Here is a 26,688-nt window from a genome sequence, read left to right on the forward strand (position 1 = left end):
TTTATGCCTGGTGACCATAGCAAGTTGGCCCCACTCCTTCCCATCCCGAACAGGACCGTGAAACGACTTTGCGCCGATGATAGTGCGGATTCCCGTGTGAAAGTAGGTCATCGCCAGGCTCTTACAATGACAAACCCCTGACCTCCGAAAGAGGCAGGGGTTTTGTTTTTTTATGCTTCAAATTTCATTGCTTTAAAAATAAGAGCACGCTGCGCGTGCTCTTATTGGTGTTGCAATTTAAAACTATCGCAATCTGCGTAGCGGCCAGCGGTAGCTGCTCTCTTTTTTATTTGTTGTCGGCTGGGGTGTGAATGGCTTCGGCGCCATGTTTTTCTCCGCTCATATCCACCTGATCGCCAAATTGAAAAATCATAAACAGCGAGATGGCTGCGAATACAGCAAAAGCGACGGCAATCTTCCACATGGATAGCTCCTTGATGTTGGTTGTGTCAGAGGCTTGCCGCCCATAAAAAAACCCCAACTCTTGTGAATTGGGGCTAAACCTTGGAGCAAGCCCTGCTTGCTATTACAGCAAGCAGGTATTGCAGCGAGCTTACGCTCGATTAGAAGAAGTGGCGGATGCCAACACCGAAGGTGCGGAATTTGTCGCTGTCGTTGGTAGGTGTCATGTTGAAGGTACCGCTGAAATTAATACCGGCCGACTCTGTGTGGCTCAGATTGCTGTACAGCGCATACACCTTGGTACGCTTGCTCAGGTTGTAGTTGTAAGCCAGTGTCCACTGAGTAGCAGAATTGCCCGTTTTGGCGCCGTTAACTTTGTATTTGCTGGCTTGGCCAATGTTGGCATGCAACTCAGAGGCACCAATGACGTATTTTGCAGAAATGCGATATACATCACGTTTTGCTTTTTGATTCGCAGCTTTGGTGTCTTGTTTTTGGTAGTAGGCTCCAAGAGTCAGGTCGCCGATTTCATAGCTGGCACGGAGAGCAAATTGACTGAACTTGGTTTGAGCTCCACTCACAGCTACGACATCGCTGTATTTCAAGTTGGAGTAGCCGAAGCCAAGGCCCAGTGGGCCATTAGCGTAATTTACGCCCAAATCCCAGCCATTCTTGTGGGTACCAATTGTTTCGCCAAGTACAGGCACAGTGAGCTTGGCATCCTTTTGCTTTTCACCAAACTGATACTGCACTTCAGCATCAAAACCAGCGATGGTAGGTGTGCGGTAGGCAATCTTGTTGCCACCCCACAGCACGCCGTCGTACAGCTTGTCACCGGTAGGGCCTGCGTCGTGGTTATGCATGCTGATGGCGTCAGCTGTCACGGTGTACGAATAGGGGTCAAAAGAGCCCAAACGCAGCATACCGAAGTTGCCAGACAGGTTCAGCTCGCTTTGGCGGTCAAAGCTATAGCCAGTACCGCCTGTATCGGCTTCAACCGTACCTTCCAGCACAAAGCCTGCTTTCAAACCATTGCCTAAATCTTCGGTGCCTTTAAAACCGAGGTAAGAGCCGCTGCTGACCAGACCGGTTGCGCTGGCATTACCCAGCTTCTGGTGCTCCACAGATGTATTGATACGGCCGTAAAGAGTCACGCTGCTTTGGGCCAGGGCAGCAGATGTGCCGCAGACGGCCAGTACAGCCAGCATTACACGTGTTGTCTTCGTCATGTTGATTCCTCTTGGGGGTTGAAAGTAGCCGGTTTCTTTGCTGTGTGTCACATCCAAAGGGCTGGACAAATTCTAGTTTTCATTTTTATGAAAAATGCAGAGCTGGCTGGTGTTTGCGTAGAAGTGATGCCTTACGGCAACAGATATTTGTGCATCGCACCAGTCCTAAGCAGATTGAGGGAAAAAATCCCCGCCTTGAGGCGGGGATGCACCAGATTGAACAGCTCTGGATGGCTGTTTAGTCGTCTGCGTAGATGTCTACATCCTTGGTGTCACGCAGGAACAAAGTGCCGATGACAGCAGTGATGCCAGCGATAACGATGGGGTACCACAGGCCGCTGTACATATTGCCGGTCTGGGCCACGATAGCAAAGGACATGGTGGGCAGCAGACCACCGAACCAGCCGTTGCCGATGTGGTAGGGCAGGCTCATGGAGGTGTAGCGGATGCGTGTGGGGAAGAGCTCCACCAGCATGGCAGCAATAGGGCCATAGACCATGGTGACCAGCAGCACCAGATAGAACAGGATGAGCAGCATCATGGGCTTGTTCATCTTGGCGGGGTCAGCCTTGTCGGGATAGCCATCCTGCTTGAGGGTGTCGCTCAGCGCTTTGCCGAATTCAGCGCTCTTGGCTTTGATTTCATCTGCACTCAGGCCGTCGTGGCTGAAGCTGGGGATGACGGTGTCGCCAATCTTGACCACAGCCGGTGTACCGGCAGGCGCGTCTTCGGAGTCATAGCTCACAGAACGGTTGGCCAGTGCCTGCTTGGCCACGTCACAGGAGCTGGTGAACTTGGCAGTACCTGTGGGGTTGAACTGGAAAGTGCACTCGGCAGGGTCTGCAACGATGATCACCTGTGCATTCGCCTGTGCCTGGGCCAGATCAGGGTTGGCCGCGTTGGTCAGTGCCTTGAATACAGGGAAGTAGGTGAACACGGCCAGCAGGCAGCCAGCCATGATGATGGGTTTGCGGCCAATCTTGTCAGACAGCGTGCCCCAGATCACAAAGAAGGGGGTGGCGATCAGCAGAGCAGCGGCAATCATCAGGTTGGCGGTGACCGCATCGACCTTCAGCTGCTGGGTCAGGAAAAACAGTGCGTAGAACTGGCCGGTGTACCAGACCACGGCCTGGCCAGCAGTCAGACCGAACAGTGCCAGCAGCACGATCTTGAGGTTCTTCCATTGGCCGAAGGATTCGGACAGCGGTGCTTTGGAGGTCTTGCCTTCTGCCTTCATCTTCTGGAAGGCAGGCGACTCAGACAGCGTCATGCGAATCCAGACCGAGATGGCCAGCAGCAGGATGGACACCAGGAAGGGAATACGCCAGCCCCAGTCCTGGAATTTTTCTTCTCCCATCGCGGTGCGGGTGCCCAGAATCACCAGCAATGACAGGAACAGACCCAGTGTGGCTGTGGTCTGAATCCAGGAGGTGTAGGCACCGCGTTTGCCGTGAGGTGCGTGCTCTGCCACATAGGTGGCCGCACCGCCGTATTCACCGCCCAGCGCCAGACCTTGCAGCATGCGCAGAATCATCAGGATGATGGGGGCTGCGACACCGATGGTGGCGTAGTTGGGCAGGATACCGACGATGAAGGTGGAGATCCCCATGATCAGAATCGTCACCAGGAAGGTGTATTTGCGACCGATCATGTCTCCAAGGCGCCCAAACACCAGTGCGCCGAAGGGGCGAACGATGAAGCCTGCTGCAAATGCCAGCAGCGCAAAGATGAAGGCAGAGCCTGCATCAAGACCACTGAAGAATTGTTTGGCAATGATGGCTGCGAGTGAGCCGTAGAGATAAAAGTCGTACCACTCGAACACGGTACCAAGGGATGAGGCAAAGATCACTTTGCGCTCTTCAGACGTCATGGGGCGAGGGGCTGCACCCTTCGCACCTGCGCCGTTTGCAGCATGAATGGCCATGTCTTGTCTCCTGAATATGTTTTATGTGCACGCATGTGCGGCCTACACATTCTTGGAGTCGCTACTGACCAGCTTCTGACGCTAATCCAACGTGAACTTGCGTCAAACTGACGCATCTCTGACGAATTCAGGTCGAACCCTTGCTGTTGATTTTGTGATGTGAAACAGCAAAAAATGCCTAGAACGAAAGGCGATGGCTGAAATCAGGCCAAACCCGAGGAAATGGACTTGGCGTTTTCCCAGGCCTCTGTATGGAACCATGCATGTCCATCGAGCAAGTCGCGCAGCATGGGCAGGCTGTCCAGGCCCCAGAAGACTTCGCCATGCACCGCAAATGCGGGGGCACCAAAAACGCCTTGTGCGCTGGCCTGCTCGGTATTGCTGCGCAGTTGTCGCTTGGCATCTGCGCTTGCCTCAGCATCGGTGCGCAACTGGGCTTGCAGGCGTTGCTGTAACTGCTTCAGACGTTCGGGATCGAGCGCATCTGCTCCACCTTCCCAGACATGGCGAAAGATGGTTTCTGCCACAAAGCGGTTGATGCTGCCGTCCTGCGAAGTTTGTAGCGCCAGGCGCAGCAGTGGCAAAGGGTTGAAGGGGTGCTGGGCAGGCATCTGCAGTGGCACGCCAAGGTGCTGACCCAGCCACTGCACATGGCGGTAAGTCCATATGCGTTTGGCCGGGATGCCTGCGGGGCCGGGGTTGCTGTTTTGCTGCAGCAGCGCACCCAGCAGGACCGGGCGGTATTCGACATGGCAGCTCAGCCCCTGCAGCGTAGTCGGCAGCTGCTGAAACGCCAGCCATGCATAGGGCGACACAAAATCCAGATACATGGTGATGTGGTGCATGGCTTGTCTCCTTGTGATCTCGTCAAGTCGTTGGCTGGCAGCGCTCGCGGATGTGCAGCCAGATCTGGCGTTTGGTGGCGTCATCTGCACTGCCCCAGGCGCGCAGTTCATCGAGGGTACGCAGGCAGCCGAGGCAGTATTGCTGCGCATCGTCCATGCGGCAGACAGAGACGCAGGGCGAAGGCATGGGCTGGATAGTCTCAGCGCACAGCAGGGGGGCAACAGTGCGCAGCTTGTGCTGCAGGGCAGGGGTGGCGGGAGGAATCATGCCTGCGATTGTCCCGCAGCCGTGTCGACAGGCTCCTGGGCAATATCGACAACAGGTGCTCCGGTAAGGGCTTGCAGCTGCTGCAGTGTCAGTGGGAACACCGCATGCGGGTGGCCGGCGGCCGCCCACAGCAACTCAAAGCGCGACAGGCTGGCGTCAATCAGCGTGATGGGGGCATGCAGGTGTGCCACAGGGCTGACGCCGCCAATCGAAAAGCCGGTCTGTGCTTTGACAAACTCTGCATCGGCGCGGCCTGTCTTGCCGACCAGCGCCGCCACCTTTTTTTCGTCCACGCGGCGGTCACCGGCAGCGATCACCAGTACATGGCCGCCGCTGGGCTTGTGCTTGAACACCACGCTTTTGGCGACCTGTCCGACTTCAATGCCCAGCTGCTCTGCCGCTTCCTGTGAGGTGCGTGCAGCACCATCCAGCATTTGCGGTGTATGCGGGTGATTGGCATCCTGCAGATAGCGCGCCACGCGCTGCACGCCTTCAGGCAGGGCAAAGACTTCTGCCCCGCACATTTACACGGCCTCGCAAGGGGCTGCACTGGCACGTTTGGCCAGTATGGCCTTGGCTACGCGCGACTGGGTGGGGCGGCCCAGCGCATCGCTGATGAACACGCCTGCATCAATGAGCTTGTCCAGATCCAGACCGGTGTCTATGCCCATGCCGTGCAGCATGTAGACCACGTCTTCGGTCGCCACATTGCCGGTGGCTCCCTTGGCATAGGGGCAGCCGCCAAGGCCCGCCACCGAGGTATCAAACTGCCACACGCCCATGGAGACGGCCGCCAGGGTGTTGGCCAGGGCCTGACCATAGGTGTCATGGAAGTGGCCGGAGACATCATTGATGTCAAAGTGCTTGAGCGTGGCCTCCATGGCCTTGCGCACCTTGATGGGCGTACCCACACCAATGGTGTCTGCTACGCCAATGTGCTGTACGCCAATGTCTTTCATCAGTCGGGCCAGGTACTCCACGCGTTCTGGGGAAACATCGCCTTCATACGGGCAGCCTACGGTGCAGCTCATGGCACCGCGCACATAGATGCCTGCAGCGCGCGCAGCTTCCACCACGGGGGCAAAACGCTCGATGCTCTCTGCGATGGAGCAGTTGATGTTCTTCTGGCTGAAGGCTTCGCTGGCTGCGCCAAAGACCACGATTTCATCGGGTCGGGTCAGCACCGCTGCTTCATAGCCCTTCATATTGGGGACCAGCACCGAATAGCGCACGCCGGGCAGGCGGGTGATGCCGTTCATGACTTCGGCGTTGTCAGCCATCTGCGGCACCCATTTGGGCGAAACAAAGCTGGTGACTTCGATCTCTTTGCTACCTGCTTCCTGCAGGCGGTGCACGAGTTCAATCTTGGTGGCAGCAGGCACGGGCTGCTTTTCGTTCTGCAGGCCATCGCGGGGGCCAACTTCCACCAGTTTGACGCGTGTGGGGTAGGGCATGGTGAGCTCCTTTTTTCTAAGCAATCTTCATTGGACAGCGGCAGGGTGCAGCTGTTGGACGTGCGGGAACCAGTTGCTGCAAAGAGCGCTTGTTTCTGCGGGAGGATAAGCGCCATTGGTGCTCAGCCCCTGGCTGGATGGCAGTGTGTAGGGGTGGCCTGTCAGCTGCGCCATCAGCTGTGCAGGCAGCAAGGTATTGAAGCGGGGAACGCCTTGTGCATCAAGGGCATGCTGGCCAAGCTGCTGCCATTGCTGCCACCATGCCGGGTACTGCTGGCGCATGGTTTGATTGGCCCACAGCAGAAAGGGCACTTCGTAGGTACTGCGTGTAATACCGTGCACGTAGCTGCCCCCACAGACCGGGAAGTCCTGCCCGTGGTCAGAGACATACAGCAAGGCAACGCGGCGGTCTTGGAGCTGATCCAGCGCCTGTATCCACTCAGCCAGCAGCTGGCTGGTGTAGTGCATGCTGTTGTCATACGGATCGGACCAGAGCGCCGCGCTTTCCGGATACCGTCTGGCCACGCGTGGGTGACTGCCATAGGTGTGCAGTGTGACGATCTGTGGCTGTGCATTGCTGGCGTATTGCTGCAAGGACTCCTGCAGCCAAGGTGTCAGGGCTCCATCGAACTTTCCATCCTGGAGGTGGCGGTAGAGGTCAGAGCGCAGGCGCAGTGCCACATTTGCAAAACCTGGGGCTTGCTGGTTGGCAAACACTTTGGTCTGGAAGCCGGCGGCCTTTGCCAGATCGATATAGGAAGCGACGCCTTGCTCAGGCAATGGATGGAGGGAGCGCCCTGCCACGATGACAGGTAAGGTCTTGCCGGTGTTGTTGCCGTTGGTGGTCAGCGGAAAAGTCACCAGCGCAGATTGCCAGGGCGCGAGTGCAGCGTTGGTCGGGTTGCCTTCATAGCCCAGCAACGACCAGCGGTGGGCACTGGCGCTTTCGCCGATGACGACAACCAGCATATCAACCATGGGTGGTGCTTCTGGTGGGGTGGCTGGAGTAGTCAGCGTGGCCAGCTGCGCATTTTTTTCATAGCGCTCCCAGGACTCCACCATCATGAACGGGTAGATACGGCCTGCACGGCTGAAGAACTTGTAGACGTCATAGCCTTTGAAAAAGCTGACGCAGATCCAGATGGCCCAAATTCCCAGTGTCACCCAGGCCAGCACACGAATTTTCTTGCTTTGCAAGGGGCGGGGCAGGCGCCACAAATGGCGAATTGCCAGCAGCGCTGGCAGCGCCCAGGCCAGCAACAGTGCAGCGTCAGTTGCGCGGTAAGACTGGACATATTCCACGGCCTCACCGGCGTTAGAGCCCAAAATGGACTGCCAGAAAAACTCGTCTGGCAGGCTGTGTACTGCAAAAAAATAGCCCAGAAAGCACAGTCCCACCACCAGCAGGAGCACCGTCACCAGGCGTGTGGTGATGCGCGACAGCAATGCGCACATCAGCAGCAGGGCCGACACCACGACTTCTGACGCGCTGCGGGCATTGGGCCACATCCACAGCAGCGGCATGAACAGCCAGCACCAGGCCAGTGCGGTCTTCAGTTTTTCGGTGGTGGGTGGAGGCGCTTTGGCACGCTCCTGCAGCAGGACATTCATCGGACAAACAGGCGAAAGGGCAAAACGCGCATTCTGCGGGATTGGGTCGGCGCAGTGCGCGTTCGCATCTTCAATACCCGCGCTGTGGATCGACCATGCCTTTGACGGCTTCGCCACGGCTCATGGCGGCAACTTTGCCTGCGATTTGCGCAATGCTTTCGTCCCGCAGGGTGCGGGCTGAAGTGTGGGGCGTCAGGGTGATCTGCGGGATCTTCCAGAATGGGTGGTCGGCGGGCAGCGGCTCTGTGCGGAATACATCCAACGTCGCTCCTGCCACATGGCCTTGTTCAATCATGGCAATCAAATCCTCATCTACCAGATGTGCGCCGCGTGCCACGTTGATCACGTAAGCACCGGGTAGCAACTGCTGCAAGGTGCTGCGGTTGATGATGTTCTCGGTCTCTGGCGTCAGCGGCAGCAGGTTCACCAAAATGCGTGTCCCATGCAGAAAATCGTTAAACCCCTCGTTGCCACTGAAGGTGTGTATGCCGTCGATTTGCTTGGGAGAGCGGCTCCAGCCGCGTACCGGAAACTCAAACACACTCAGCGCCTTTGCCACACGCTCACCCAGCACACCCAGCCCCATGATGCCCACGGGAAAGTCTGCGCGCATGTGGGGTTTGCGGAATTTCCACTGGCCTTGGCGCATATCAGATTCATAACCATCCAGTTCGCGGAAGTGGCGGATAACAGCTTGTGTGACGTATTCAGCCATTTGCACCGACATGCCCGCATCGTCCAGTCGTACTACCTTGGCATTGGGTGGTAGACGCAGTTTCATCAGCCCATCTACCCCAGCGCCGATGTTGAACAGGGCTTTGAGCTTTGACTGTTCATCCATGAATTGTTGAGGCGGAGCCCAGACTACAGCGTAATCCGCTTGGGGGGCACCAGGCTCCCACACACTTACTTCTGCGCCGGGCAAGGCCGAGCGCAGTCCGTCCAACCAAGGTTCGGGCTTGGTGCCCGTGCAGCAAAAAGTAACTTTCATGGGCACAGCCTAACGGTTGGTGAGTAGGTAGTCAGTCAAGTTGGTACATGGTTTTAAAAAAGGAGAGCTATTAACGCTTATGTATCAAGCCTTGCAAAAGGATTTTTATCTCAAGATGGCACTCATGCTGATGGGTGCAGTCCGCGTGAAAAAGCCAGCCTCACAGGCTGGCTTGTAGGGGAGTGTGTGGCCGTTAAAGCAACTCAAGCCCATTGGCAATAGTGGTTGAAAGCAGCTGCGCGCTGTGACGCAATGCTTCGGTTTCTGAAGCGTCAAGCACCGGTAACAAGGGCGTTGTAGCACCACGTGCACTGATCAAGTGGGGCAGAGAGATACAGGTGTCACGCACACCTAATAGCTCGTGCATGCAAGTAGAAACAGCAAATACGGAATGCTCATCGGCCACGATGGCTTTGACCAAGCGGGCGATGCAGCCGCCAATACCGAAGTTAGAAACGCCCTTGCCCTCTTTGATGCGGTAAGCCGAGGTACGCACATCTTCGGCAATTTTGATTTGCATGGCTGCATCAATGGGGCGGCCAAGTTTGGCTGCAAACGCAGTCACTGGCATCCCTGCGACCCAAGCACTGCTCCAACTGGGGACGGAGGAGTCACCATGCTCACCCAGGACATAGGCATGGATGGCAGGTGGTGCAACGCCCAGATAGTCGGCCAGTTGGTCGCGAAAGCGGATGGAGTCCAGCGCACAGCCTGTGCCAATCGCGCGTGCAGGCGGTAGGCCATAGCGGTGTACGGCAATCGCAGGCATGACATCGACGGGGTTGGTGGCAAACAGCAGTACCGTGTCGGGTGCCACCTTCAGCACCTGCGCAATGATGCTGTCGGTGAGTTTGAGATTTTGCTGTAACAGCTCAAGCCGTGTCTGCCCCGGCTTGAGGCTAGCGCCTGCAGTGATCACCACGACCGCTGCACCGGCGAGGTCTGCATAAGAGCCTTCGCTGATGCGTGCAGATGCGCCAAATGCCGCTGCATGGCCAATGTCTGCTGCCTCACCAGCAGCGCGTGCCGTGTTTTGGTCCACCAGTACGATGCTGCTGATACCAGGCGTGGCTGAAAGTAAATAGCCCGCTGCGGCGCCGACTTGGCCCGCGCCAATGATTCCAATATGTGCGCCCATTTACAGCACCCCCATGGCAGGCCACAACGTGGCTGACAGCAACAAAATCAAGCCCAGTCCCGCCAGTGTGACGATGATGCCGACCTTGGCAAACTGGTCTACGGTGAACGCATTCGTTCCGTAGCACAGCATGTTTTGCGGTGCATTGGTGGGCAAGATGAAACCAAAGGACACCACAAAGCTTTGAATCATCACGATACCAAAGGCCGTCTCAGGGCTGACGGGCAGCGTTTGCGTGAAGGCAATCATGATGGGGATCAGCGTACTGGCCAATCCAGTGGCGGACGCAAAGCCTAGGTGCAAGATGATGCTAAACAGGGAAAGCGAGGCGATCACCATGATCACGGGCAATGCAGCCAGCCCCATCTTGCCCAGTGTTTGGTCAGCCAGCCATGCCGCAGCCCCCGTATTGGAGAGTAAGTTGCCCAGCGAGATAGATGCGGCAAACAGCACAATCGTGCCCCAAGGCACCAGCTTTTCTGCCTGAGACCAGTGCATCACACCAATCTTGGGCATCAGCAAAATGGCAATGCCGATTTGGGTGGTCGTGGTGGTATCAAAGGTGTGCAAAACACCTTCGCTGGACCACATCACCAACAGCAAGGCGGCTACTGCAATCAGGCGTTTTTCTGCTGCGGTGACGGGGCCTAGTTCTGCCAACTGATGGCGCAGTTGAGATGCCATATCTTCGCCAGAAGGTACCTTGGGCTTGAGCAGCCACAGCGCAGTGAAAAACAACACCACACACATACCGATGGTGAAGGGCAGTGCGGTGATAAACCATTGGCTCCAAGTGATGGTTTGACCAAAAGCCTGTTGCATAAAGTTCAGGCTGATGATGTTTTGTGCAGCGCCTGTTTTGATACCGATATTGAAGATCGAGCAAGCACAGGCCGTCACAATCATTAATGCAGTGCCCAGTGAACTGTTCGCTGCTAAGCCCAACGCCGCCGTGATGCCGATCATGATGGGGATCACTGCACCCACGCGGGCCGTGGCGGAGGGGATGAACAAAGCCAGCACAAAGCCCACGATCATGGCCCCCAGAATCAACCGTGCGGGAGACACCCCAATGCGGCTCATCACAAGCAGCGCAATGCGTTTGTCTAAGCCCGTGTGCTTGAGTGCAACCGCCAGAAACAAAGCGGCAGCCACCAGCAACACGGCAGTGGATGAAAATCCCGTGAGCATGGTGCCCAATGCGGTGGAGGAGGTCAGTACCTTGCCACCTTCGGTGATGGTGGTGCCCATCAACCCTAGGACGGCAGCACCCGTCAAAATCACTGCACTGTTGGCTGGCGAGACGCACTCACTGATCCACAAAATCACTACCAGCACCAGTAGGCCCAGCGCTACCTGACCGGAACTGGTGAGCCCCGCTGGTTGCGGCAGTGCCAGCACAATCGCATACGCCGCCAACGCAATGAGCAGGTAGGTCAGTTTTTTGGTGGATTCAGGCTCCGGCTTGGAGGTGATTGGGCCTGTTTCCGGGGCAGGAGTAGATGCCATAAATATTCCTAGTCCTAGCAAAATGAAGGTGCACCACTGAGGGTGCGGGAGCCATGCTAGGACTGGCGGCATGTCTTGCGCGTCAGATAAGTTACCTTTTCACTGACTGTTTTACGGCGCTAGCCTTCCCAAAGCCTGTACGCGGGCTTTGAGGTGGCGATTACTGCAGGCGACGTGGTTAAGCATTGGCTTCAATGCGGATCAGTTCGGCACCTTCGGTGACTTGGTCGCCCGGCGCATACAGCAGCTCCTGCACCACACCATCGGCGGGGGCTGCGATGGTGTGTTCCATCTTCATGGCCTCCATCACGGCCAGGGCCTGCCCCTTGGTGACGGCGTCGCCTGCCTTGACTGCAAATGACACCAGCTTGCCGGGCATGGGGGCCGTGAGGCGTCCGCCTTCGCTGTGGCCAGCGCCTGCATGGGCCAGCGGGTCCTGCAGTTGCAGCACGGCGGCCCCGCGCGGGGTAAAGATATGGCGCGCTTCGCCAGTCACATGCACCTGGGCAGTGCTGCGCGCTCCGGCAAACTCCACCAGCAGGCCATCGCCTTGGGGCTGCCAGTGCAGAGGGGCTGCTACGTTCCCGACCTGCAGTTGCAGCGCACCGTGGCGACCATAGGTCAACACGGCCTGGATGGTGGCGCTGTCCTGCACAAAGGTAAAGCTGCGGTGCACCGTGCCATGGCTGTGCCAGCCGTCACGGTGGCTGAATGGATCAGCCGTTTCCAGTGCCTGCTCGGCCTGCAACTGCTGGGCCACGGCAATGGCGACGGCCAGCGGCGTGGGAACGGCGGTCTGCTGAAACAGCACCGCCTTTTCACGTTCGATCAATGCCGTATCCAGCTTGGCCTGTGCAAAGGCCTCGCTTTTCACCACATGGCGCAGAAACTGCACATTGCTGGACAGACCCACGATCTGCGTCTGCGCCAGTGCCGCATCCAGCCGAGCCAGGGCTTGCTCGCGCGTGTCGCCATGCACGATGAGTTTGGCAATCATGCTGTCGTAAAACGGGCTGATGGCGTCGCCTTCGCGCACACCATCGTCCACACGCACATCGCTGATAGCAAAGCTGCTGCAGGTGGGCTTGCGGTAGACGTGCAGCGTGCCAGTCGCGGGCAAAAAGCCGTTGTCGGGGTTCTCTGCACAAATGCGTGCTTCGATGGCGTGGCCGATGATCTGCAGCTCATCCTGGCGCTTGGGCAGGGGCTGGCCAGCCGCCACGCGCAGCTGCCACTCCACCAGGTCCTGGCCGGTGATGGCTTCGGTCACGGGGTGCTCGACCTGCAGCCGCGTGTTCATCTCCATGAAGTAAAACTGCATGGCCTCAGGCTGGTCATAGCCGCCGGGCTGCTCGACGATGAATTCCACCGTGCCCGCGCCCACATAGCCCACGGCCCTGGCGGCGGCCACGGCGGCTTCGCCCATCTTCTGGCGCAGCGCAGGCGTCATGCCGGGGGCGGGTGCTTCTTCCAGCACCTTTTGGTGGCGGCGCTGCACGGAGCAGTCGCGCTCAAACAGGTAGACCACGTTGCCCTGTGTGTCGCCAAAGACCTGAATCTCAATATGGCGCGGGCGCTGCACGTATTTCTCGATCAGCACGGCATCGTTGCCAAAGCTGTTGATGGCCTCGCGCTGGCAGCTGGCAAGGGCTGCGGCAAAGTCTTCGCGCTTTTCGACCAGGCGCATGCCCTTGCCGCCGCCACCAGCGCTGGCTTTGATCAGCACGGGGTAGCCAATGCGGTCAGCCTCGCTTTGCAGCAGCTCGGGGTTCTGGTCCGTGCCGTGGTAGCCGGGCACCAGCGGCACGCCGGCTTTTTCCATGAGCTGCTTGGATTCGGCCTTCAGCCCCATGGCGCGGATGGCGCTGGCGGGTGGCCCAATAAAGACCAGCCCTGCCTGCGCGCAGGCATTGGCAAAGTCTTCGTTTTCGCTCAAAAACCCATAGCCGGGGTGAATGGCTTGCGCGCCAGTTTGCTGGGCGGCGTCAAGGATACGTTCCCAGCGCAAGTAACTGTCTTTGGGGGCGTTGCCGCCAATGTGCACGGCTTCATCGCAGGCTGCGACATGCTTGGCCTGTGCGTCGGCATCGGAGTAGACCGCGACGGTTTGGATGCCGAGGCGCTTGGCAGTCGCTGCCACACGGCAGGCGATTTCGCCGCGGTTGGCAATCAGGATTTTTTTAAACATGGGCTACCTCCGCGGCAAAACCGCCTGTGCACGCTGCGCGTGCCATGCGATGTGCCTCAGCCACCAGTGGCTTCGGCGCTGCGCCGCTATGCGGCTGGTCGCCGCGGTTGGCAATCAGGATTTTTTTAAACATGGGCTACCTCCGCGGCAAAACCGCCTGTGCACGCTGCGCGTGCCATGCGATGTGCCTCAGCCACCAGTGGCTTCGGCGCTGCGCCGCTACGCGGCTGGTCGCCGCGGTTGGCAATCAGAATCTTTTTAAACATACCCTGTCTCCATTTGTAGTGTTTTTGGCCTCTAGCGCTTATCCAGAAAGCGCTAGCAGCTATGTTTTTGGTAATTCAACGTCTGTGGGAGTGGTTGCCCACATCCAGCCTCTGAGCTTGCGTATCGCCGCTTTGAGAAAGCGCCACAGCATCCAGGTCACGATCCACATCGCAATCACGGCCAGCACCAGCACCACGGCAAACACTGCGGGGTTGGCCAGTGCCAGCCAGACAGCACCGACGGCGGCGGTGTCTTCAGCCAGGCTGGCACCTACGTTGCTGAAGGGCTCCGGGCTGGTGTTGATCAAGGCGCGTGTCGTGGTCTTGGCGGCCTGACTGGTGGCGGCCAGCGTGCCACCCATGAGGGCGGCCACCGTTGCCATGGTGGCGTTGTCTGCCCCAAAGACACCGGCTGCCAGCGCAGCACCAGCAGGAATGCGCAGCACGCTCTGGAACATGTCCCACAGCGAGTCCACACCGGGAATCTTGTCGGCAAAGAACTCCGTGAACAGCAGGCCACCGCTGGCCATCAGTAGCATGGGGTGTTCCAGCACATGCAGGCCGCCGGGCAGGTCTATCCAGCCCAGAGCGCCGAGCGCCCCGACCACAAACACCACCAGGTACAGCCGAAAGCCGCTGGCCCAGCCCAGTGCTGCAGCCAGGGCCAGCAGGCTGGCCATGTCCATGCCGCTGGCGGCCTGCCCAACGGCTTGCGCTGCATGGGTGGCGCTGTCCACTACAGCGCTGCCTGCTCGCTCGGCCGTGTCAGGGTCAGGGTGCAGGCCTATGCGGTGCAGCCAGTCAATGATGGCGTTCCAGATGCTGTTCATGGTCGGAAAGGGCTTGGCAGTTCAACACCCGCTCACGATAACCAGTTGGGCTTGCGTTTGCCGAGGAATGCCTGCACCCCCTCCTTGCCTTCGCTGCTGGCACGGATGTCGGCAATGCGTTCCACGGTGTCGCGGATCAGTGTGGCGTTGACGTCGCGCTCGGCCACGTCCAGCACCAGCTTCTTGCAAGCCTGCACAGCCTGCGGCCCCGCCTGCAGCAGGTGCTTGAGCAGCTGATCCACAGCATCGTCCAGCGCATCGGTGGTGACGACCTGGTGAACAAAGCCCATGCGCAGGGCTTCCGAGGCATCAAAGCGCTCACCGGTCAGAAAGTAACGGTGCCCGGCGCGCGGCCCCATGGCGCGCAGCACATAGGGGGCGATGGTGGCGGGCACCAGTCCGATCTTGACCTCGCTCAGGCAGAAGTGGGCCGTGTTCACAGCCACAGCCATATCGCAGGCTGCCACCAGCCCCATGCCACCGGCATAGACATCGCCTTGCACGCGGGCAATGGTGGGCAGTGGGCAGGTGTAAATGGTGTGCAGCATGTGCGCGAGCTTGCCTGCATCGGCCAGGTTTTCTTCGCGGCTGTAATCCGCCATGCGGCGCATCCAGTTCAGATTGGCTCCCGCACAAAAGGCGGGCCCTTCGGCAGCCAGCACCACGGCGCGTACATCGGCGACCTGAGCCACGGTTTCAAAGGCGGCGGTGATTTCGGCAATCACCTCGTCGCTGAAGGCGTTGCGGATTTCGGGTTGCGTCAGCGTCACGGTGGCAACGCCGGCATTCATGGTCAGGGTGACAGGGCGGGACATGCAACAACCTCCTTGCATTACATGCGGAACACGCCAAAGCGTGTGTCCTCGATTGGCGCATTGCGGCTGGCGGCCAGGCTCAGCGCCAGCACGCGGCGGGTGTCGGCAGGGTCGATCACGCCGTCATCCCACAGGCGGGCGCTGGCGTAGTAGGGGTGGCCCTGCACTTCGTACTGCTGGCGGATGGGGGCCTTGAAGCTTTCCTCTTCTTCAGCACTCCACTGACCGCCCTTGGCTTCTATGCCATCGCGCTTGACGGTGGCCAGCACGCTGGCGGCCTGCTCGCCCCCCATCACGCTGATGCGTGCGTTGGGCCACATCCACAGAAAGCGTGGGCTGAAGGCGCGGCCGCACATGCCGTAGTTGCCTGCGCCAAAGCTGCCGCCAATCACCACGGTGAACTTCGGAACACTGGCTGTGGCCACGGCGGTGACCAGCTTGGCACCGTGGCGTGCAATGCCTTCGTTTTCATACTTGCGGCCCACCATGAAGCCGGTGATGTTCTGCAGGAAGACCAGCGGCACCTTGCGCTGGCAGCACAGCTCAATGAAGTGTGCGCCCTTGACGGCTGATTCGGAAAACAGAATGCCGTTGTTGGCAATGATGCCGACCTGCATGCCCTCAATGCGTGCAAAGCCGCAGACCAGGGTGCTGCCAAAGCGGGCCTTGAATTCATCGAACTCGCTGCCGTCGACGATGCGGGCAATGATCTCGCGCACATCAAAAGGCTTGCGGGTGTCGGTGGGGATGACGCCGTACAGCTCCTGCGCATCAAAAAGTGGAGCTGCTGGCGGAGTATCTGCGGGCGCTGCAGGTTTGTTTTTATTCAAATTTTTCACGGCGGTGCGCGCCAGTGCCAGGGCGTGCAGGTCGTTCTCGGCCAGATGGTCGGCCACGCCAGACAGGCGGGTGTGCACATCGCCGCCGCCCAGGTCTTCAGCGCTGACCACCTCGCCCGTAGCTGCCTTCACCAGCGGCGGGCCGCCCAGAAAGATGGTGCCCTGGTTTTTCACGATGATGGATTCATCACTCATGGCGGGCACATAGGCGCCACCGGCGGTACAGCTGCCCATGACCACGGCAATCTGGGCAATGCCCTGGGCACTCATATTGGCCTGGTTGTAGAAGATGCGGCCAAAGTGGTCGCGGTCCGGGAAAACGTCGTCCTGGTTGGGCAGATTGGCGCCGCCGGAGTCCACCAGGTAAATGCAGGGCAGGCGGTTTTGCTGCGCAATTTCCTGGGCACGCAGGTGCTTTTTGACCGTCATGGGGTAGTAGGTGCCGCCTTTGACGGTGGCGTCATTGCACACCACCATGCAGTCCACGCCTGCCACGCGGCCAATACCGGCAATCAGTCCAGCACCGGGCGCTGCGTTGTCGTACATGCTCAGCGCGGCCAGCGGCGCAATTTCCAGGAAGGGCGTGCCGGGGTCCAGCAGCTGCTGCACGCGATCTCGTGGTAGCAGTTTGCCGCGCGCTACATGCTTGGCGCGGGCGGCTTCGCCCCCACCCAGGGCGATGTGCGCACAACGTGCACGCAAATCCTCCACCAGTGCCTGCATTGCACGGCTATTGGCCTGGAATTCCTCAGAACGAGGGTTGAGTTGACTGCGCAATACGCTCATATTGTCTCCTTGTGAATAGTCGGCAGGCTCCGGTTTTTCGGTGGTTTTTTGGTGCATGATGCCTGCCGTTCGGGACTTATCCCGAGATTGGTCCGTGGTTTTTGTATACGGCTGAAACTCGCGCGCGAGAAGCTACTGAAGAATGCAGCATGCACACCGTTGAAATCGTTTTGCTGGTCCTGATGCTTGGGGCTGTGACCGGCATTGCCGCGCGTTACGTGCGCGGGATTCCTCTTCCCCTGATTCAGATCGGCATCGGTGCCTTGATCGCCTGGCCGCAAAAGGGTCTGCATATCGCGTTTGATCCCGAGCTGTTCCTGCTGCTGTTCATTCCACCACTGCTGTTTGCCGACGGCTGGCGGATACCCAAACGCGAATTCTTCGCCATGGCCAAGCCCATTTTGCTGCTGGCCTTTGGTCTGGTGTTTATTACGGTGCTGGGTCTGGGCTATCTCATCCACTGGATGATTCCCAGCATGCCGTTGACGGTGGCTTTTGCCCTGGCTGCCGTGGTTTCGCCCACCGACGCCGTGGCTGTGTCGGCCATCACGCGCAATCTGGGCATGCCGCACAAGACCATGCACATGCTCGAAGGCGAGTCGCTGCTCAACGATGCGTCGGGTCTGGTGGCGCTGAAGTTCGCCGTGGCCGCCACCCTCACCGGTCTGTTCTCCTGGAGTGATGTCGCCAAGGACTTCACCTGGATGGCTGTAGGCGGACTGGGCCTGGGTGCGCTCATGGGCTGGGGCTTCAGCCATGCGCGTGACATCGTCACCCGCCGTGTGGGCGATGTGGCAGCGACCCAGATGGTGCTGCTCTTGCTGCTGCTGCCCTTTGCGTCCTACATCGTGGGTGAAAAGATCGGTGTTTCCGGCATTTTGGCTGCTGTTGCGGCGGGTATCACGACCAACTTCGCGGACCTGGGGCGTGGCAATTTCATCTCGGAGCGCATGCAGACCGAAGGCATCTGGAGCATCATGGAAGCCGCGTTCAACGGCGCTATCTTCCTGCTGCTGGGGCTGCAGCTGCCTTCCATCATTGGCCACAGCCTCATGGACGCTGGCCCCGACTGGTGGAAGCTGCTGCTCTACGTGCTGGTCATTACCGTAGCGCTGCTGGCGGTGCGCTGGGCCTGGGTGACGGTGGCTGTGGTGCGCTCGCTGCGCAAGGCGCATAACGAGGGCAGGGTGACGGACAAGCCCTCCCACCTGCTGAATCTGGCCACCACCATGGCAGGTATCCGCGGGGCTGTGACGCTGGCCGGTGCCCTGTCCATCCCCATGGTGCTGCCCTCTGGCGATGCCTTCCCCGCACGCCATATGCTGATCTTTCTGGCAACTGGCGTGATCTTGCTGACCCTGATCCTGGGTGCCATTTCCTTGCCACTGATTCTGCGTTTTATGCCCAAGCATGAAGACACGGAGCAGCAGCAGGAAGAGCGCGCTGCCCGTCTGGCCGCCTGCAAGGCAGCGATTACCAGCCTGACGCTGAGCGAAGAAGACAAGCAGTCGCACGACGAGCAATGGGTGGCGCAGTACCAGGAAGTGGTGGGGCGCATCATTCAGGAATACCGCAGCCGCATTGAGCTGCTGGAAGAAAACCTGAACAAGACGGGTACGGAAGAAACCGAAGAAGTGGTGGAAGAACGCCGCCAGCGCTATATCCGTGAAATGGAATTGCGCCTGAAGTGCCTGAAGGTGGAGCGTGACACGCTGTACGCGGAGCGCCATGCCCACCGCATCAACGACGAGGTACTGCGTGCCACGGTGAGCGAGCTGGATCTGGCAGAAGTTTCGCTGACCAAGCGCCTGAATGTCTCCAAGCGTGCGGCCGCGTCTTATCGCGCTGCCAAAAACAGCTGAGCGCATGGTGCAGCAAGCAAGGCGTTCAGGCATGGTGTAAAGGTCTGAAGGCTATGAGTAAGAGCGGTGCTTTCACAGGAAGGCACCGCTTTTTTGTTTCTGCATCCTAGGGCGCAGCCTGATACAGAAGCAGTCACACAGGTTGCAATAATTGCCATATGTCTACGCCCCAGCTGGTTCTGTCTGCCGCTGCAAGCCACCCCGCACATACACCCATGGCATTTGTGCAAGCCGTGGTGCAGGCCTATGCACAGCGCGGATTGGCGGCAGAGCCTGCCTTGCAGGTGGCACAAATTGCGCCAGCCCAGCTTCAAGACCCTCAGGCACGTATCACCGCCTTGCAGATGGAGCTGCTGTGCGACCATGCCATGCGCGAGCTGGACGATGAAGGCCTGGGCTGGTTCAGCCGCCGTCTGCCCTGGGGCAGCTACGGCATGCTGGCACGTGCCAGCATCAGCAGCCCGTCTCTCGGGCTGGCCATGGCGCGCTGGTGTCGCCACCATGGGCTGCTGACGGAAGACATCACCCTATCTCTGCAGGTGGATGGGCCACTGGCCACCATCCGTCTGCAGCACCAGCGCGATCTGGGCGAGCTGCAGGAGTTCTGCATGGTCTCTGTGCTGCGCAATCTGCATGGCTTTGCGAGTTGGTTGATCGACACACGCATCCCTTTGCTGCAGGCCAGCTTCCCGTTTCCTGTCCCTGCGCACCGCGAGGTGTACGACTTGCTGTTTGATGCCCCAGTGCGCTTTGAGGCAGCCATCGCCACGCTGGAGCTGGACGCGCACTGGCTGCAGCTACCCGTGCTGCGGGATGAAGCCGCACTCAACACCATGCTGCAGCGTGCGCTGCCCATACAGGTCAAGCCCTACCGGCCGGCCCAGCCGCTGGTGCAGCGTGTGCGCCAGGCGTTGGCGGCCCACCCGCAGTGCGCGCACACGGCGGCCAGTCTGGCGCAGCTGCTGCACATTGCGCCGCGCAGCCTGCACCGGCAGCTGCAGCAGCAGGGCAGCAGTCTGCAGCAGCTCAAGGACGATGTGCGCCGCCACCGCGCCCTGCATCTGCTGCAGCGCACAGACATGCCCCTCAAGCGCGTGGCGCTGGCCTGCGGCTTTCGCAATGAAAAAAGCTTTATCCGTGCCTTTAGTCAGTGGCAGGGCGAGGCACCAGGCCAGTGGCGTGAGCAGCAGCGCCGGGATAGCCGAGCAGCTACAAGGCTGAACGCCGCCCCGGATAATGCGCAGCTATGACTACCTCTTCCAGCGCCACAGGCGCAGCCGCTGATACGGCGTTTTCCTCGCTCACGCTCCACCCTGCGACCCTGAACAACCTCCAGGCGCTGGGCTACGAGCAGATGACGCCCATTCAGGTTGCCAGCCTGCCTCTGACGCTGGCAGGCAAAGACCTGATTGCCCAGGCCAGCACCGGCAGCGGCAAGACGGCGGCCTTTGGCCTGCCCCTGCTGGAGCGCCTGAACCAGCGCTGGTTTGCCGTGCAGGGTCTGGTGTTGTGCCCCACACGTGAACTGGCGGACCAGGTGGCCACCGAAATTCGCCGTCTGGCCCGTGCGCAGGAGAACATCAAGGTGGTGACGGTGTACGGTGGTGTGCCCACGCGCAACCAGATTGCCAGCCTGGAAAACGGGGCACACATCGTGGTCGGTACCCCCGGCCGCGTGATGGACCTGATGGACCGTGGCGCGCTCGATATCTCCAACATCCAGACCCTGGTGCTGGACGAAGCCGATCGCATGCTGGACATGGGCTTTTACGCTGACATTGCCACCGTGATCGAGCGTTGCCCCGCCCAGCGCCAGACCCTGCTGTTCTCGGCCACCTACCCGGATGACATTGCCGCCCTGGCCCAGCGTTTCATGCGCGAGCCCGAGATGGTCAAGGTCGCAGCCCAGCACAGCACGGCCAAGATTGCACAACGCTGGTACGAAGTGCCTGCCAAGCAAAAGCTCGACGTGGTCGCTCAGATGCTGGCGCACTTTCGCCCGACCTCCGCCATTGCCTTTTGCAATACCAAGCAGCAATGCCGTGAGGTGGTCGCTGCCTTGCAGGCGCAAGGCATCAGCGCGCTGGCGCTGTTTGGCGAGCTGGAACAGCGCGAACGCGACGAAGTGCTGGTGCAGTTTGCCAATGGCAGCTGTTCCGTACTGGTCGCCACCGACGTCGCTGCGCGCGGTCTGGATATTGCCAATCTGGCCTGCGTCATCAATGTGGATGTGACGCCTGACTCGGAAGTGCACATCCACCGCATTGGCCGCACCGGCCGAGGTGATGCTGAAGGCCTGGCGCTGAACCTGGTTGCCATGGACGAAATGCCCCATGTCGCCAAGATCGAGCAGTTGCAGGAGCGCCCCTCCGAATGGTTTGAGGTGAGCGAGCTGACACCTGCCCCCGGCGGTGCACTGCTGCCCCCCATGATGACCATCCAGATCATTGGCGGCCGCAAGGAAAAAATCCGTGCCGGCGACGTGATGGGCGCCATGTGCGCCGACTTTGGCTATGCCAAGGACCAGATTGGCAAGATCAGCGTGAATGACTTTTCCACCTATGTGGCGGTGGATCGCCGCATTGCAGCGCAGGCTTGCGCCAAGCTCAATAACGGGCGGGTGAAAGGCAAGAGTGTGCGGGCCCGGGTGCTGTAAATAACTTTTCAAAAGTTATTGGTAAAAATGGCTGCTAGCGCTTGTGGGACGGGCGTTAGCAGCTATTTTTTTTGTGCTTTGTATTTGCTCCTCGCCCCTTTGGGGAGAGGTTGGGAGAGGGGCTTTTCTTTTTCTGATTTGTGCGGTGTGCTTGTAGTGAGGGAGGAAGTCGGGTCTCGGCCCGACAGCCGACTTACTTTCCTTTGTCTCGCCAAAGGAAAGTAAGCAAAGCAAAGGCGACCCTGCTACCTGCGTCCCTGCGCTGCGCTCCGGGCAACCTGCGGTGCTCGCCAGTGGGGTGCGCCGCAAAACTCGCTGCACTCCTTCGTCGTTCCGCTCAAACAGCTGCGGCGAGTCAGTTGACGAAGCGTGTGCGTCCTTCGGCGCACACGCCACCCCACAGGCTGCGCGCCTCGGCGCAGGTAGAAGGGAATGGGGGCGCACCAGTCGCAAGACTTCTGAATGACATATGGCTTAAACGCAGATGTAGCAAGCGCTGTAAGCTATTTTCTTGGAAGCGTTTTTCACTTTTCTGCCCCCTCTCCCGCTTGCGGGAGAGGGCTGGGGTGAGGGAGGAATTGCTCCCCTTCCCCCGTTGGGGGAAGGGGGGATGGGGTCATTGTGCTTTTGTGTGGGCGCTGTGTTTGTGGTGAGGCAGGGAGTCGGCCCTCAGTCCGGCCATCGACCTGCTTCCCTTGGCTTGCCCAAAGAAAAGCAGGTCCAAAAAATAAAGATAAAAAAGACCTTTAAGCCTTATTCAGCAAGCGCTGATAGCTCCTGTTTTTATATGGCTGAAACACAGCCGAGACAACTGCCATGCCCCATGCCAAGACACTGCGGCATGAATGCGCTACAAACGCTCCATCTGCTTTGTATGACTGCCGCCATCCGGCAGAACGCTTATGTCTCATGCTTCGATTTCTGCTGACCGTGATGCTGCCCACTGGCTGACGCCGCGCAACCTGCTGCGGGTGTCGGTGGTGGTGGCGGTTATCACCATCGTGCTCAAGATGCTGGCGTGGTGGCTGACGGGGTCGGTGGGCTTGCTGTCGGATGCGCTGGAGTCGTTTGTGAATCTGGCGGGCTCCATGTTCGCGCTGGCCATGGTCACGATTGCGCAGCGGCCTGCAGATGAAGACCATCCTTACGGGCACTACAAGGCCGAGTATTTTTCGGCAGGCTTTGAGGGGTTGCTGGTCATGGGCGCCAGCGTGGCCATTGTCTGGTTCAGTGTGGACCGGCTGCTGCACCCGCAGCCGCTCGAACAGCTGGACTGGGGCATGGGGCTGTCTTTGCTGAGTACGGTGCTCAATGGGGCGCTGGCCTGGGTGATGTTCCGTAGTGCGCGCACCTATCGCTCACTGGCGCTCGAGGGGGATGCCAAGCACCTGATGACGGACGTCTACACCTCGGTCGGGGTGGTGGTAGGTTTGCTGCTGGCCGAGCTCACTGGCTGGGTGTGGGTGGACGCGGTCGTGGGTCTGCTGGTGGGCCTGAACATCATGTGGCATGGCTGGCAGCTGGTGTGGCGCTCGTCGCAGGGCTTGATGGACGTGGCCATGGAGCCGCAGCAGCTACAGGTCATGGAAGCGGTGCTGGCACAGCAGGTGCTGGCAGCCAAGTCAGAGACCGGAGCCAGCATCAGTTTTGACGGTATGCACACCCGTCAGGCGGGGGAGCGCTGCTTTGTGGATCTGCACCTGCATGTGCCGGGCAGCTGGAGCCTGTTTCAGGCCGCGCACTGGCGCGAAAGGGCAGAGGCAGCGCTGATGGATGCCATCCCCGGTCTGCAGGCGCGTATTGAGCTGCTGCCTGAAGGGGCAAATACCTTGTACGAAAAGCATGCAGATGAAGGAATGCCGCCAGCTGGCGCCATGTAGCAGCGGCGTTCAGCCCTCATTGCTGGCAGGCAGGGCGCTGCTGTCCTCAGGGGGCTTGCTGCCCAGGATGTTCTGGAAGAAGGGAACGTAGGCACGGTCTTCTTCCAGAATGTGGTGCAGCAGCCAGTTCTTCAAAAACTCCATGGCTTCTAAAGCCACCTCTTCGCCAGCTTCAAAGCGCAGCAGCCAGTTCATGGCCTGGGCGGTGAACTGGGCATGTTCGGCCATGTGCTCCTGCATCTGGGGATAGCCGTGGCGCTGGAACAGGACTTCCTCTTCGATGAAGTGGTTGTGGGAGTAATCCACCAGTCCTTCGAGCACCTGGCCGATCACTGCACGGTTGGGGATGGGGTTGCCCACCTCGTCGTGCAGGGTGTTGATCAGGCCCACCAGTGTCTGGTGCTGCGCATCAATGTACGGAATTCCCAGCATGAGCGCGCTGGACCACGGCATAAAGGTCATGGTGATTTCCTCCAGAGGTATAGCTGGTATGCATGTTGTCTCGGCGATGCAAGGGTAATGTGGCATCCGTGCGTGTAAGCAGGTCTCCTCAGAGGCTCTGATGCACATCAATGCTTAGGAGGCGTGGGTGTCGTGCCTGCCCCACGGCTCGCTCAGGTATGTGCGCTGCACGCGGTGGCGGGCAGAGCGCGAGATAATCCCTGCCCATGACGCCAGCCCGGCGGGACAACTCTTATAGATTGCTTATGTCTCAGAACGCACTTCCTCTCGATATCGTCATCATGGCTGCCGGCAAGGGCACACGCATGAAAAGCAAGACCCCCAAGGTGTTGCAAAAGCTGGCTGGGCGTGCGCTGCTGCAGCATGTGCTGGATACGGCTGCACAGCTGCAGGCACGCTCTGCGGTAGTGATTACCGGCCATGGTGCACAGGAGGTGGAAGCGGCGGTTGCGCAGGGGCGCAGTGCAGATGTGCTGGATCTGAAGTTTGTGCGCCAGGAGCCCCAGCTGGGTACAGGCCATGCCGTGCAGCAGGCCGTGCCTGTGCTGGCAGATGACGGCATGGTGGTAGTGCTCTCTGGTGATGTGCCGCTGACGCAGGCGGCCATCTTGCAGGATCTGGTGACGGCCGCTGCTGGCACACGCATGGCATTGCTGACCGTGACGCTGGACAACCCCATGGGCTATGGCCGCATCGTGCGCAATGCCCAGGGCACGGTGCAGCGCATCGTGGAGCAAAAAGATGCTAGCCCGGAAGAACGCGCCATCAACGAGATCTACAGCGGCATCATGGCTGTGCCTGCCAAGCAGCTGGCACAGTGGCTCTCTAAACTCAACAACAATAATGCCCAGGGCGAGTACTACCTGACCGACATCGTCGCCATGGCGGTGGCCGATGGCGTGGAGGTGGTAGCCCACCGCATCAGCGATGAAGTGCAGGTGGCAGGTGTGAACAGCCCCCTGCAGCTGGCAGAGCTGGAGCGTGCCCACCAGCTGCGTCAGGCGCGCAGGCTCATGGAGCAGGGCGTGCGTCTGGCGGATCCCGCACGTTTTGACCTGCGTGACGATGTGCGCGGCAACCCTGCTGAACTGGTCTGTGCCCAGGACGTAGAAATTGATGTGGGCTGCATCTTTACAGGCCGTGTAGAAATTGGTGAAGGGGCACGCATCGGTGCCTACTGCCACATCAGCAATGCAACGATTGCCGCAGGTGCGGTGATTCACCCCTTTACCCATATTGACGGTGAAAAGCTGGGCGCCAGTGTGGGCGAAGGTGCGCTGATTGGCCCGTTCGCCCGCCTGCGCCCCGGTGCACAGCTGGGTAAGGAAGTGCACATTGGCAACTTTGTGGAAGTGAAAAACTCCACCCTGGCCGATGGTGCCAAGGCCAACCATCTGGCCTATCTGGGCGATGCCACTGTGGGCGAGCGTGTGAACTATGGTGCAGGCTCGATTACTGCCAACTATGATGGTGCCAACAAGCACCGGACGGTGATCGAGGCGGATGTACATGTGGGCAGCAATTGTGTACTGGTGGCACCCGTGACGCTGGGTGCTGGTGGCACGATTGGTGGTGGCTCGACCATCACCAAAAATACGGAAGCCGGAGCCCTGACTGTGGCTCGCGGCAAGCAGGTGTCCATTGCGAACTGGAAGCGTCCCGCCAAACAAGCCAAGTCTTAAGGCAGAAAGGCCTGCACATGCCGAACGACCACATCCTTCAGCCTGCAACACTGCAAGAAGCGCAGGCCATGCTGGTGCAGCAGCAACAGGAACTGGAACGGCTGCACCGTGCCCATGAAGCCTGGATGCGGGTAGTGGCCCATGATCTGCGCGCACCGCTGCGGCATGTCACATCGTTTGCACCGCTGCTGCGCGAAGCGGTCGAAGACCTGGCGGCCGAGGCTCCACAGGCGGCAGAGGCGGTTGCCGATGCGCGTGAGTTCGTCACCATGATGGACCAGTCGGCCCGCCGGATGTCTGCCATGCTCGAGGGCATGGCTCAGGTCTCGCGTGCCATGCGTGCAGTCCTGCATCTGGAGGTGTTGGACTGGGGTGTGCTGCTGGCCCAGGTGCTGCCGCCCGTGCAGCAGCAACACCCGCGTGTGCAGTGGTCAGTGGCGCTGCAGTCAGCACTCATCATGGCCGATGTGCACTGGCTAAAAATGGCCATGCAGGCCGTGCTGGACAACGCCGTGAAGTTTTCTTCCAAGGCGACGGTGCCCATGGTCAGCGTACACATTCAGGCGCTGGAGCCGGGTTGGTGGCGTCTGCAGGTCAAGGACAACGGCGCGGGTTTTGACATGGAGCGTGCCCAGTCACTGGGTGAGCTGTTTCAGCGCATGCACCGTGAGCAAGAGTTTGAGGGCGTGGGCTGCGGGCTGGCGCTGGTCGATGTGATCACGCAGCGCCATGGCGCAAGCTGGCAGGTGCAGGCCCAGCCGCAGGGCGGCTGCTCGGTATCGCTGGACTGGCCTGTTCCTGTTTAAGCCGCATGCTTAGGGAACCTCTGCATAAGTCCCCAACGCATGTGCTTGCACATGCGTGCCGGGTGCGGCAGCATCCCGGCCTATGCAGCAATTTGATCTTGGCCTGAACCTTTCCACCAAAAAAACACGTAAACGCGAATTCCTGGAGCAGATGCAGCAAGTCGTTCCATGGCAAGAGTTGGTGGACTTGATTGCGCCATATGCACCTGAAGGTCGCAAAGGACGGCCTCCATTTCCTGTGGAGA

General features: G+C 59.6%; 25 protein-coding genes and 1 rRNA gene. 8 read left to right on the forward strand and 18 right to left on the reverse strand.

All coding sequences use genetic code 11. From position 1 onward, the window contains the following. Nucleotides 1-6: 6 nt before the first annotated feature. Nucleotides 7-119: ribosomal RNA gene (rrf, locus tag F7P80_RS16060) — 5S ribosomal RNA — on the forward strand. Nucleotides 120-286: 167 nt separating this feature from the next. Here the strand turns inward: rrf and F7P80_RS16855 are convergent. The 17 genes from F7P80_RS16855 to F7P80_RS16130 all read right to left on the reverse strand — a co-directional run bounded on the left by F7P80_RS16855 (nucleotide 287) and on the right by F7P80_RS16130 (nucleotide 17,095). Further along, entirely contained in the window at nucleotides 287-424 is a 138-nt protein-coding gene (locus F7P80_RS16855; RefSeq protein WP_165442764.1) for a hypothetical protein, read from the reverse strand. A gap of 139 nt (nucleotides 425-563) precedes the next feature. Then, entirely contained in the window at nucleotides 564-1,631 is a 1,068-nt protein-coding gene (locus F7P80_RS16065; protein WP_151046040.1) for a porin, read from the reverse strand. 238 nt (nucleotides 1,632-1,869) lie between these two features. Continuing rightward, nucleotides 1,870-3,555, reverse strand: a complete 1,686-nt coding sequence (locus tag F7P80_RS16070) for an MFS transporter (protein WP_054065879.1) — start codon at nucleotides 3,553-3,555, stop codon at nucleotides 1,870-1,872. Between the two features lie 203 nt (nucleotides 3,556-3,758). Continuing rightward, the gene (locus tag F7P80_RS16075) at nucleotides 3,759-4,400 is read right to left on the reverse strand and encodes a 2-hydroxychromene-2-carboxylate isomerase (RefSeq protein WP_151046042.1); all 642 of its coding nucleotides are present in this window, start codon (nucleotides 4,398-4,400) and stop codon (nucleotides 3,759-3,761) included. 22 nt (nucleotides 4,401-4,422) lie between these two features. Continuing rightward, the gene (locus F7P80_RS16080) at nucleotides 4,423-4,668 is read right to left on the reverse strand and encodes a DUF1289 domain-containing protein (RefSeq protein WP_151046044.1); all 246 of its coding nucleotides are present in this window, start codon (nucleotides 4,666-4,668) and stop codon (nucleotides 4,423-4,425) included. Continuing rightward, complete coding sequence (locus F7P80_RS16085) at nucleotides 4,665-5,192, reverse strand: YbaK/EbsC family protein (RefSeq protein WP_151046046.1); 528 nt, start codon at nucleotides 5,190-5,192, stop codon at nucleotides 4,665-4,667. The genes F7P80_RS16080 and F7P80_RS16085 overlap by 4 nt, the downstream gene beginning before the upstream one ends. Further along, a complete protein-coding gene (locus tag F7P80_RS16090) occupies nucleotides 5,193-6,122 on the reverse strand; it encodes a hydroxymethylglutaryl-CoA lyase (protein WP_151046048.1) in 930 nt (309 codons plus the stop codon). Nucleotides 6,123-6,149: 27 nt separating this feature from the next. Continuing rightward, complete coding sequence (locus F7P80_RS16095) at nucleotides 6,150-7,733, reverse strand: sulfatase-like hydrolase/transferase (RefSeq protein WP_151046050.1); 1,584 nt, start codon at nucleotides 7,731-7,733, stop codon at nucleotides 6,150-6,152. Nucleotides 7,734-7,803: 70 nt separating this feature from the next. Continuing rightward, a complete protein-coding gene (locus F7P80_RS16100; RefSeq protein WP_151046051.1) occupies nucleotides 7,804-8,724 on the reverse strand; it encodes a 2-hydroxyacid dehydrogenase in 921 nt (306 codons plus the stop codon). Between the two features lie 193 nt (nucleotides 8,725-8,917). Further along, on the reverse strand, nucleotides 8,918-9,862 hold the full coding sequence (locus F7P80_RS16105; protein WP_151046053.1) for a lactate/malate family dehydrogenase: 945 nt from the start codon (nucleotides 9,860-9,862) through the stop codon (nucleotides 8,918-8,920). Next, nucleotides 9,863-11,371, reverse strand: a complete 1,509-nt coding sequence (locus F7P80_RS16110; protein WP_151046055.1) for an SLC13 family permease — start codon at nucleotides 11,369-11,371, stop codon at nucleotides 9,863-9,865. It abuts the gene before it with no gap. Between the two features lie 178 nt (nucleotides 11,372-11,549). After that, nucleotides 11,550-13,559: an acetyl/propionyl/methylcrotonyl-CoA carboxylase subunit alpha gene (locus F7P80_RS16115; RefSeq protein WP_151046058.1), complete on the reverse strand. Its 2,010-nt coding sequence runs from the start codon at nucleotides 13,557-13,559 to the stop codon at nucleotides 11,550-11,552. Continuing rightward, complete coding sequence (locus F7P80_RS16860) at nucleotides 13,552-13,692, reverse strand: hypothetical protein (RefSeq protein ID WP_162781722.1); 141 nt, start codon at nucleotides 13,690-13,692, stop codon at nucleotides 13,552-13,554. The genes F7P80_RS16115 and F7P80_RS16860 overlap by 8 nt, the downstream gene beginning before the upstream one ends. Beyond that, nucleotides 13,685-13,825, reverse strand: coding sequence for a hypothetical protein (locus F7P80_RS16865; RefSeq protein WP_170265404.1), 141 nt, complete (start codon nucleotides 13,823-13,825; stop codon nucleotides 13,685-13,687). The genes F7P80_RS16860 and F7P80_RS16865 overlap by 8 nt, the downstream gene beginning before the upstream one ends. A 59-nt stretch (nucleotides 13,826-13,884) precedes the next feature. Further along, complete coding sequence (locus F7P80_RS16120; RefSeq protein WP_151046060.1) at nucleotides 13,885-14,655, reverse strand: DUF4126 domain-containing protein; 771 nt, start codon at nucleotides 14,653-14,655, stop codon at nucleotides 13,885-13,887. A 32-nt stretch (nucleotides 14,656-14,687) separates the two neighbouring features. Further along, on the reverse strand, nucleotides 14,688-15,470 hold the full coding sequence (locus tag F7P80_RS16125; protein WP_151046062.1) for an enoyl-CoA hydratase/isomerase family protein: 783 nt from the start codon (nucleotides 15,468-15,470) through the stop codon (nucleotides 14,688-14,690). A gap of 17 nt (nucleotides 15,471-15,487) precedes the next feature. Continuing rightward, complete coding sequence (locus F7P80_RS16130; RefSeq protein ID WP_151046064.1) at nucleotides 15,488-17,095, reverse strand: carboxyl transferase domain-containing protein; 1,608 nt, start codon at nucleotides 17,093-17,095, stop codon at nucleotides 15,488-15,490. A 149-nt stretch (nucleotides 17,096-17,244) separates the two neighbouring features. Between F7P80_RS16130 and F7P80_RS16135 the strand changes: the two genes are divergently transcribed. The 4 genes from F7P80_RS16135 (at nucleotide 17,245) to F7P80_RS16155 (ending at nucleotide 23,493) form a co-directional block, all read left to right on the forward strand. Next, nucleotides 17,245-18,957, forward strand: coding sequence for a Na+/H+ antiporter (locus F7P80_RS16135; protein WP_054065129.1), 1,713 nt, complete (start codon nucleotides 17,245-17,247; stop codon nucleotides 18,955-18,957). Nucleotides 18,958-19,115: 158 nt separating this feature from the next. Next, complete coding sequence (locus F7P80_RS16140) at nucleotides 19,116-20,207, forward strand: AraC family transcriptional regulator (protein WP_249041506.1); 1,092 nt, start codon at nucleotides 19,116-19,118, stop codon at nucleotides 20,205-20,207. Continuing rightward, complete coding sequence (gene dbpA, locus F7P80_RS16145; protein ID WP_151046066.1) at nucleotides 20,204-21,613, forward strand: ATP-dependent RNA helicase DbpA; 1,410 nt, start codon at nucleotides 20,204-20,206, stop codon at nucleotides 21,611-21,613. Before F7P80_RS16140 ends, dbpA begins: the two co-directional genes overlap by 4 nt. A 902-nt stretch (nucleotides 21,614-22,515) precedes the next feature. Further along, nucleotides 22,516-23,493 (forward strand): cation diffusion facilitator family transporter, encoded by a 978-nt coding sequence (locus F7P80_RS16155; RefSeq protein ID WP_151046070.1) that lies wholly within the window; start codon nucleotides 22,516-22,518, stop codon nucleotides 23,491-23,493. A gap of 9 nt (nucleotides 23,494-23,502) precedes the next feature. On the opposite strand, the gene F7P80_RS16160 is transcribed toward F7P80_RS16155, so the two are convergent. Beyond that, nucleotides 23,503-23,955 carry a bacteriohemerythrin gene (locus F7P80_RS16160; RefSeq protein ID WP_151046072.1) on the reverse strand — a complete coding sequence of 151 codons (453 nt, stop codon included), beginning with the start codon at nucleotides 23,953-23,955 and terminating at the stop codon, nucleotides 23,503-23,505. A 245-nt stretch (nucleotides 23,956-24,200) separates the two neighbouring features. Between F7P80_RS16160 and glmU the strand changes: the two genes are divergently transcribed. The 3 genes from glmU to F7P80_RS16970 form a co-directional block, all read left to right on the forward strand. Next, nucleotides 24,201-25,637, forward strand: coding sequence for a bifunctional UDP-N-acetylglucosamine diphosphorylase/glucosamine-1-phosphate N-acetyltransferase GlmU (gene glmU, locus F7P80_RS16165; protein WP_211372054.1), 1,437 nt, complete (start codon nucleotides 24,201-24,203; stop codon nucleotides 25,635-25,637). A gap of 17 nt (nucleotides 25,638-25,654) precedes the next feature. Then, complete coding sequence (locus F7P80_RS16170; protein WP_151046074.1) at nucleotides 25,655-26,443, forward strand: sensor histidine kinase; 789 nt, start codon at nucleotides 25,655-25,657, stop codon at nucleotides 26,441-26,443. Between the two features lie 82 nt (nucleotides 26,444-26,525). After that, a partial coding sequence (locus tag F7P80_RS16970; RefSeq protein ID WP_487246630.1) for a transposase occupies nucleotides 26,526-26,688 on the forward strand: 163 nt, incomplete at its 3' end.

The organism is Comamonas kerstersii (assembly GCF_008801935.1).
GTDB classification, from domain to species: domain Bacteria; phylum Pseudomonadota; class Gammaproteobacteria; order Burkholderiales; family Burkholderiaceae_C; genus Comamonas; species Comamonas kerstersii.